Consider the following 8,494-nt stretch of genomic DNA (forward strand, 5'->3'; position numbering starts at 1 on the left):
CTTCGTGCACGAACACGGGGTAGATGAAGTCGTGCGGCGTCAGCACGCTCTCGCGCACCAGATTGCGGGTGAAAGCATCGCGGCGCAGACGGCGCGGACGATTCTGGGGAAATGGAGTGGGGCTGGACAAATGCATGGGGAAAATTGTGCCCCATTCGCCATGGCTTGGCTTGCAGCTGCGTGACTATTCCATGACGGCAGTCTCATTGCGGGTAAAGACGCGGCCTGCAGACGCCGCGGCACCGCGCAGGCCTTTACACTGGCCCCATGCTATGGGTTAAAGCCTTTCACATCATTTTTGTCGCCAGCTGGTTTGCGGGGCTGTTCTATCTGCCGCGCATTTTTGTCAATATCGCCATGGTCACGCCGGGCTCGGTGGCTGAGCGCGAGCGCCTGCTGCTGATGGCGCGCAAGCTGCTGCGTTTCACCACCATGCTGGCCGTGCCTGCACTCGGCCTGGGCCTGTGGTTGTGGCTGGGCTGGGGCTTCTCAGGCGGCTGGCTGCATGCCAAACTGGCCGTGGTGCTGCTCGTCATCGGCTATCACCACAGCTGCGGCGTGCTGCTGCGCAAGCTGGCGGACAACACCAGTCGCAGAAGCCATCGCTGGTTCCGTTTCTACAACGAAGTGCCGGTGCTGCTGCTGATCGCCGCCGTGATCCTGGTGGTGGTCAAGCCCTTCTGAGCCTTGTGCCGTAAGTAGGAGGCGACTGTGTCCGATACCTCGGTGCCGGTGATTTCCATGCGCCATACCTCGGCCTGGCCGCTGTCGCTGGTCTATGGCCTGCTCATCGTGTTTGCCAGCCTGTTCCCGTTCGACGGCTGGCGCGCCCAGGGCATCGACCCCAGCGTATTTCTGTTTGCCAGGATTCCGCCGCCGTACTGGACCTGGTTCGACGTCAACACCAATATCGTCGGCTATGCGCCGCTGGGCTTTTTTCTGGCGCTGGCCCTGATGCGCTCGGGTCAGCCCAGGCTGGCCGTGCCGCTGGCCTTTCTTGCCGGCACGCTGCTGTCGCTGAGCATGGAGTTCCTGCAGATCTATCTGCCGCGCCGCGTGCCGTCCAACCTGGATCTCGCACTCAACGCCGGCGGCACCCTGATCGGAGCCTTTCTGGCTGCGTTGCTGGAGAGGCTGGGGGCGGTGTCGCGCTGGAGCGCGTTTCGCAACCAATGGCTGGGCGAGGGCGGGGCGGGCGTGCTGGTGCTGCTGGCGCTGTGGCCGTTTGCGCTGCTGTTTCCGGCGGCCGTGCCCTTCGGCCTGGGGCAGGTCCTGGAGCGCATTGACGACACCTTGCAGGACTGGCTGCTGAACACACCGTTCGAGGACTGGCTGCCGCTGGGCGATTTCTCCTTGACGCCGCTGTCGCTGGTGACAGAGATGCTCTGTGTGATGCTGGGGCTGTGGATTCCCTGTCTGCTGGCCTACTGTGCCGTGCGTCACATGGGCCGCCGCGCGCTGGCGGGGCTGCTGCTGATCGCGGCAGGTGTGGGCGTCACGGCACTGTCGGCCGCACTGAGCTGGGGGCCGGTTCATGCCTGGGAGTGGGTGGATCTGCCGGTGCGCCTGGGTGTCTGGGGGGGGCTGGGTCTGGCCGTGATTGCGCTGCCGGCCTCGCGTCGCGTGTGCGCCGTGTTATTGCTTCTGGTGCTGGTGCTGCATCTGAGCATCCTCAACCAGGCGCCTACCAATGTCTACTTCGCCCAGACCCTGCAGGCCTGGGAGCAGGGGCGCTTCATCCGCTTCTACGGCCTGGGCCAATGGCTGGGCTGGCTCTGGCCTTACGTCACACTGGCGTATGTCGTGATTCGACTCTCGCGCCGGCAGCAGCCTGCCTAGAATGGGACTCTATGAGCGATACCCAGAATCACGACCAGGCTGGAGGCTACTACCAGCGCCACATCTTCTTTTGCCTCAACGAGCGCCCCAATGGCGAGGACTGCTGCGCTCTGCATGGAGCCAAGTCGGGCTTTGACCACTGCAAGCGCAGAGTCAAGGAAGAGGGGCTAGCCGGCAAGGGGCGGGTGCGGGTGAACAAGGCCGGCTGTCTGGATCGCTGCGCGGGAGGTCCCGTGGCCGTGGTCTACCCCGAGGCCGTCTGGTACACCTTTATCGACGACAGCGATATCGATGAAATCGTCGAATCCCATCTCAAGAACGGCAAGGTGGTCGAGCGCCTGGTGCTGCCCGACAGCGTCGGTCGATAACCGGAGTCTTCGCCGGGGGGGCGTTGCGTGGGCGGCCCCGCCGGGACGACAGCTTCGCTGCGCGGGAAGTGTGTTCGTTCAGGAACTTTAGGCGTTTCCAGGCGTCAGCCCAATTACAGCAAGCGCAAAAAGCTACAACGAGGATAGCAATCGTGAATTCCCAGACCGAACGACTGACGCTCACCGGCACCGCCGGTGCGATCGAAGCCCTGCGCGATGCGCCGCAGCAGGCCGAAGGACAGAGCCCCAAGGGCGTGGCCATCATCGCCCACCCGCATCCGCTGTTTGGCGGCACCATGGACAACAAGGTGGTCCAGACGCTGGCGCGTGCCTTTGTGCAATGCGGGTATACGGCAGTACGCTTCAATTTTCGCGGCGTGGGTGCCAGCGCCGGCGAATATGACGCCGGCAAGGCCGAGCTGCAGGATATGCTGGCCGTGGTGCAGCAGGTGGCGCCCGAAGGTCCGATCGCTCTGGCCGGTTTTTCCTTCGGTGCGTTTGTCGCGAGCCATGCGCTGGCCCAGCTCTGGGGCCAGGGCCGTGTGCAGAAGGCCGTGCTGGTCGGTACTGCCGCCAGCCGCTTTGACGTGGCCCCCGTGCCCGCCGAGGCCCATGACCAGACCTTGGTGGTGCATGGCGAGGCGGACGATACGGTGGCGCTGTCCGCCGTGATGGACTGGGCGCGCCCGCAGATACTGCCTGTTACCGTGATTCCGCAGGTCGGCCATTTCTTTCACGGACAATTGCCTTTGCTCAAGAATCTGGTGGTGCGCCACCTGAAGTCCCTGTAAGAGCCAGTCCTGACGCCCGGACGCACTTGAATTGCCGCCCCGTCTCGGTCAACTCCCTTTTCATAGCGCCAAGCCGAGGTATATCCTTGGTATTGGCCGTTTCCGACGGTAAATCACCGCGCTTACCTTTGCTTTAGCGAGAGCCCTCTTCATGAAGCCCATCTACTCCACACTGCGTGTCATGGCCGTTGCTGCCGCAGTGGCACCCGTGTTTGCCATGGCACAGGTGGCGGCCCCTGTTCCTCCCGAAATTGCTGCCCGTAACTATCTGCTGGTGGATGTCACTGCCGGCCAGGTGCTGGGGGCCAAGGACATCGACGCTCCCGTCGAGCAGGCGTCGCTGACCAAGCTGATGTCGGCCTATGTGGTGTTCGATGCCCTGCGCTCCAAGAAGATCACGCTGGAGCAGCGCATGCCCGTGAGCGAGCGTGCCTGGAAGATGCCCGGCTCGCGCATGTTCATCGACCCCAAGATGCAGGTTCCCGTCAATGATCTGCTCAGCGGCATGATCATCCAGTCCGGCAACGACGCCACCATGGCCCTGGCAGAGGCCGTGGGCGGCACGGCCGAGAACTTCGTCAAGATGATGAATGACCAGGCCAAGGCCCTGGGCATGAAGAACACCAGCTACAAGAACCCCGAAGGACTGACCGAGCCCGGCCACCTGACGACGGCGCGTGATCTGTCCATCCTGGCCCAGCGGTTGATGCATGACTTCCCCGAGTACATGCACTACTACGCCACCAAGCAGTACAGCTACCCCGGTACGCCCGCGTCCAACGGCAGCAACCGCAATGCGCTGCTGTTCCGCGATCCTACCGTGGACGGCCTCAAGACCGGCCACACCAATGCCGCCGGCTACTGCCTGGTGGCCACAGCCAAGCGCGATCTGCCCAATGTGGGGCAGCGTCGTCTGCTGTCCATCGTACTGGGCACGGCCAGCGAAAAGGCGCGCGCCAACGAAAGCCAGAAGCTCCTGAACTGGGGTTACACCGCGTTTGATGCCGTCAAGCTCTTCGATGCCGATCAGCCCGTGGCAACTCCCGCCGTCTGGAAAGGCGCATCCAATGCCGTCAAGATCGGCAAGGCCGACGGCGCCGTGGTGGTCACCGTGCCCTCGGGCACGGGCGGCAAGCTGACCACCGAGGTGGTGCGCCAGGATCCGCTGATCGCTCCGATTGCCAAGGGGCAGTCCATGGGGGTGCTCAAGGTCAAGTCAGGGGCGGATGTGGTGGCAGAGGTGCCTCTGGTGGCGCTTGAGGCGGTCGAGCAGGCCGGCTTCTTCGGCCGTCTGTGGGACACCATCCGCCTCTGGATCAAGTAATTCCCCGGGCTGGCGGGAGGTCGCTCCTGCCAGCGGCAGCCCCTGAACGACCGGGCGCGGCACCTTGCAGTCTGCGGGGCTATTGCCTGCGGGCAGTTGTGCTGATTTGCACAAGCTGGTACATTCGAGGGCTTTTCGGAATTTCCGAAGGGATTCACGTTTCCGCATCAGCATCTGTTTTTGCGGATAAACCTTTTGCTTTCACGAAGCAAATTCACGTTTAGGGACGTTTAATTAATGCCAACCATTAACCAACTCGTGCGTCAGGGCCGCACGGTCGAAGTTGTTAAATCCAAGAGCCCTGCTATGGAAAACTGCCCCCAACGCCGTGGCGTGTGCACCCGTGTGTACACCACCACTCCCAAGAAGCCTAACTCGGCTCTGCGTAAGGTGGCCAAGGTTCGTCTGACCAACGGTTTCGAAGTGATTTCGTACATCGGCGGTGAAGGCCACAACCTGCAAGAGCACAGCGTTGTGCTGGTGCGTGGCGGCCGTGTGAAGGACTTGCCCGGTGTGCGTTACCACATCGTGCGCGGTTCCCTGGACCTGCAAGGCGTCAAGGACCGTAAGCAAGCTCGCTCCAAGTACGGTGCCAAGAAGCCTAAGGCTAAGTAATCAGCCCTGGTTTTTTGAAAACAAACGGTGTTTGATTCGCCTGACTGGCGCGGTCAAACGTAGTGGCCCTGAGCACGAATGTTTTGTGCGGGTCGAGTAAGTGAGAGTTTTGAATAGCTCTCGCGGTATCTGAAAAGATGCCAACTGAAGCAAAGATAGAGGTAAAAAATGCCACGTCGTCGCGAAGTCCCCAAACGTGAAATCCTGCCGGATCCCAAGTTCGGCAATGTAGAGCTGTCCAAATTCATGAACGTGATCATGGAAGGCGGCAAGAAGGCGGTTGCTGAGCGCATCATTTATGGCGCTCTGGACCTGATCGAGAAGAAGCATCCTGGCAAGGACCCTCTGGAAGCTTTCGTTGTTGCCATCAACAACGTCAAGCCCATGGTCGAAGTGAAGTCCCGCCGTGTTGGCGGTGCCAACTACCAGGTGCCCGTGGAAGTGCGCCCCGTCCGTCGTCTGGCTCTGGCCATGCGCTGGATCAAGGAAGCCTCCCGCAAGCGTGGCGAGAAGTCCATGGCTCAACGCCTGGCCAACGAGCTGCTGGAAGCTACGGAAGGCCGTGGCGGCGCTATGAAGCGTCGTGACGAAGTGCACCGTATGGCCGAAGCCAACAAGGCCTTCAGCCACTTCCGCTTCTAATCGGAATCTCGCTCGAGATACAGGGCCGCATGCAAAAACTTGCTGCGGCCTTGTGTCGATTCTGAGCGCCCCCATATAGAGCTGCTGCCTCCTGCGCACAATGCGGGGCCGGCAGTACTCCCATACGATCAAGCAAGGATCCATCATGGCTCGCAAGACCCCCATTGAGCGCTATCGCAACATCGGTATTTCCGCTCACATTGACGCAGGTAAGACAACTACTACAGAACGTATCCTGTTCTATACCGGTGTGACCCACAAGCTGGGCGAAGTGCACGACGGCGCTGCCACCACCGACTGGATGGAGCAAGAGCAAGAGCGTGGTATCACCATCACTTCCGCTGCAGTGACCTGCTTCTGGAAGGGTATGGATCTGTCCTATCCCGAGCACCGCTTCAACATCATCGACACCCCCGGCCACGTGGACTTCACGATTGAAGTGGAGCGTTCCATGCGCGTGCTGGATGGTGCTTGCATGGTGTATTGCGCCGTGGGTGGCGTGCAGCCCCAGTCCGAAACCGTGTGGCGTCAGGCCAACAAGTACAAGGTGCCCCGTCTGGCCTTTGTGAACAAGATGGACCGTACCGGTGCCAACTTCTTCAAGGTCTACGACCAGATGAAGCTGCGCCTGAAGGCCAACCCCGTGCCCGTGGTGATCCCCATTGGCGCCGAAGACAACTTCAAGGGCGTGGTCGACCTGGTCAAGATGAAGGCCATCATCTGGGACGAAGCTTCCCAGGGCATGAAGTTCGAGTACCAGGACATCCCCGCCGAACTGGTGGAAACCGCCAACAAGTGGCGTGAAAACCTGGTGGAAGCTGCTGCCGAAGCGTCGGAAGATCTGATGAACAAGTACCTGGAAGAAGGTACTCTGTCTGAAGAAGAAGTGAAGCTCGGCGTGCGTACGCGTACCCTGGCCACCGAAATCCAGCCCATGCTGTGCGGCACTGCGTTCAAGAACAAGGGTGTGCAGCGCATGCTGGACGCCGTGATCGACTATCTGCCCGCTCCTGTGGACATTCCTGACGTTACCGGTACCGACCCCGATGACGAAGAAAAGAAGCTGAGCCGCAAGGCCGACGACGCTGAGAAGTTCTCGGCTCTGGCCTTCAAGCTGATGACCGACCCCTTCGTGGGCCAGCTGACCTTCGTGCGCGTCTACTCCGGCGTGCTGACCAAGGGTGAGACCGTTCTGAATGCCGTCAAGGGCAAGAAGGAGCGTATCGGCCGTATCGTGCAGATGATGGCCAACGACCGCGTGGAAGTGGAAGAGATCCGTGCCGGCGACATCGCTGCCTGCGTGGGCCTGAAGGATGTGACTACCGGCGAAACCCTGTGCGACATCTCTGCACCTATCGTGCTGGAGCGCATGGTGTTCCCCGAGCCCGTGATTGCACAGGCTGTGGAGCCCAAGTCCAAGACCGACCAGGAAAAGATGGGTATCGCCCTGTCGCGTCTGGCTGCAGAAGATCCTTCCTTCCGCGTGCGTACCGACGAAGAATCCGGTCAGACCATCATCGCCGGTATGGGCGAGCTGCACCTGGAAATCATCGTTGACCGCATGAAGCGCGAATTCAACGTGGAAGCCAATGTGGGCAAGCCTCAGGTGGCCTACCGCGAAACCATTCGCAGCACGGTCAAGGACGTGGATGGCAAGTTCGTTCGTCAGTCCGGCGGTAAGGGCCAGTACGGTCACGTGGTGCTGACTCTGGAACCCCAGGAAGCCGGCAAGGGCTTCGAGTTCGTCGACGAAATCAAGGGTGGTGTGGTTCCTCGCGAATACATCCCTGCGGTGGAAAAGGGCGTGATCGAGGCACTGACTTCCGGTGTGCTGGCCGGCTACCCCGTGGTGGACGTCAAGGTGCGCCTGACTTTCGGTTCGTACCACGATGTGGACTCGAACGAAATGGCGTTCAAGATGGCTGCCATCTTCGGTTTCAAGGAAGCTGCCCGCAAGGCCAACCCCGTCATCCTGGAACCCATGATGGCTGTGGAAGTGGAAACGCCTGAAGACTACGCCGGTACCGTGATGGGTGACCTGTCCTCCCGTCGCGGCATGGTGCAGGGCATGGACGACATGGTGGGTGGCGGCAAGGCCATCAAGGCCGAAGTGCCTCTGTCCGAAATGTTCGGCTACGCCACTTCGCTGCGCTCCATGACCCAAGGTCGTGCCAGCTACACCATGGAATTCAAGCACTACGCTGAAGCTCCTCGCAACGTGGCTGAAGCCATCGTGGCTGCCCGCGCCAAGTAATTGACGCAGGCTTGACGAATCCGTCATAATCTACGGCTTCCAATCGCGGCAGTCCCTTGCGGGCTGCCGCGATTTTTGCCGGTCTGCGATCCCATGCCGTCCTGTTTCCTGTGCGGGGCGAATCAGCAATGAGGTGCAGACCTTAAACATCACACAGGTTTTTGCTCTTTCGGAGAAATCATGGCAAAAGAAAAGTTCGAACGTACCAAGCCCCACGTGAACGTGGGCACCATCGGTCACGTTGACCACGGCAAGACCACCCTGACTGCTGCCATCGCCACCGTGCTGTCCAAGCACTTCGGCGGCGAAGCCAAGGACTACTCGCAGATCGACAACGCTCCCGAAGAAAAGGCTCGTGGCATCACGATCAACACTTCGCACGTCGAATACGAAACTGCCAACCGCCACTACGCTCACGTGGACTGCCCCGGCCACGCTGACTATGTGAAGAACATGATCACCGGTGCCGCCCAGATGGACGGCGCTATCCTGGTTTGCTCCGCTGCTGACGGCCCCATGCCCCAGACCCGCGAGCACATCCTGCTGTCGCGTCAGGTGGGCGTGCCCTACATCATCGTGTTCCTGAACAAGGCCGACATGGTGGACGACGAAGAACTGCTGGAACTGGTCGAAATGGAAGTGCGCGAGCTGCTGTCCAAGT

General features: G+C 60.9%; 9 protein-coding genes and 1 pseudogene. 9 read left to right on the forward strand and 1 reads right to left on the reverse strand.

Annotation, left to right across the window (positions count from 1 at the left end; translation table 11 throughout):
* A pseudogene (locus tag E2583_RS17500) lies at positions 1 to 136 on the reverse strand (porphobilinogen synthase); the annotation flags it as partial.
* A 131-nt stretch (positions 137 to 267) separates the two neighbouring features.
* Here E2583_RS17500 and E2583_RS17505 point away from each other — a divergent pair.
* The 9 genes from E2583_RS17505 to E2583_RS17545 all read left to right on the forward strand — a co-directional run.
* Entirely contained in the window at positions 268 to 684 is a 417-nt protein-coding gene (locus E2583_RS17505) for a CopD family protein (protein ID WP_291597492.1), read from the forward strand.
* Positions 685 to 741: 57 nt separating this feature from the next.
* Positions 742 to 1,839 carry a VanZ family protein gene (locus E2583_RS17510; protein ID WP_291597498.1) on the forward strand — a complete coding sequence of 366 codons (1,098 nt, stop codon included), beginning with the start codon at positions 742 to 744 and terminating at the stop codon, positions 1,837 to 1,839.
* 11 nt (positions 1,840 to 1,850) lie between these two features.
* Entirely contained in the window at positions 1,851 to 2,207 is a 357-nt protein-coding gene (locus E2583_RS17515) for a (2Fe-2S) ferredoxin domain-containing protein (protein WP_291597493.1), read from the forward strand.
* A 152-nt stretch (positions 2,208 to 2,359) separates the two neighbouring features.
* Entirely contained in the window at positions 2,360 to 2,998 is a 639-nt protein-coding gene (locus tag E2583_RS17520) for an alpha/beta fold hydrolase (protein WP_291597494.1), read from the forward strand.
* Between the two features lie 151 nt (positions 2,999 to 3,149).
* Complete coding sequence (locus E2583_RS17525) at positions 3,150 to 4,322, forward strand: D-alanyl-D-alanine carboxypeptidase family protein (RefSeq protein WP_291597495.1); 1,173 nt, start codon at positions 3,150 to 3,152, stop codon at positions 4,320 to 4,322.
* Between the two features lie 237 nt (positions 4,323 to 4,559).
* On the forward strand, positions 4,560 to 4,937 hold the full coding sequence (gene rpsL, locus E2583_RS17530; protein WP_003059441.1) for a 30S ribosomal protein S12: 378 nt from the start codon (positions 4,560 to 4,562) through the stop codon (positions 4,935 to 4,937).
* A gap of 168 nt (positions 4,938 to 5,105) precedes the next feature.
* On the forward strand, positions 5,106 to 5,579 hold the full coding sequence (gene rpsG, locus E2583_RS17535) for a 30S ribosomal protein S7 (protein WP_003059438.1): 474 nt from the start codon (positions 5,106 to 5,108) through the stop codon (positions 5,577 to 5,579).
* A 145-nt stretch (positions 5,580 to 5,724) separates the two neighbouring features.
* Positions 5,725 to 7,833 (forward strand): elongation factor G, encoded by a 2,109-nt coding sequence (gene fusA / locus E2583_RS17540; protein WP_291597496.1) that lies wholly within the window; start codon positions 5,725 to 5,727, stop codon positions 7,831 to 7,833.
* 180 nt (positions 7,834 to 8,013) lie between these two features.
* A partial coding sequence (locus E2583_RS17545) for a GTP-binding protein (RefSeq protein WP_291597497.1) occupies positions 8,014 to 8,494 on the forward strand: 481 nt, incomplete at its 3' end.

The organism is Comamonas sp., from assembly GCF_009360615.1.
Lineage (GTDB): Bacteria > Pseudomonadota > Gammaproteobacteria > Burkholderiales > Burkholderiaceae_C > Comamonas.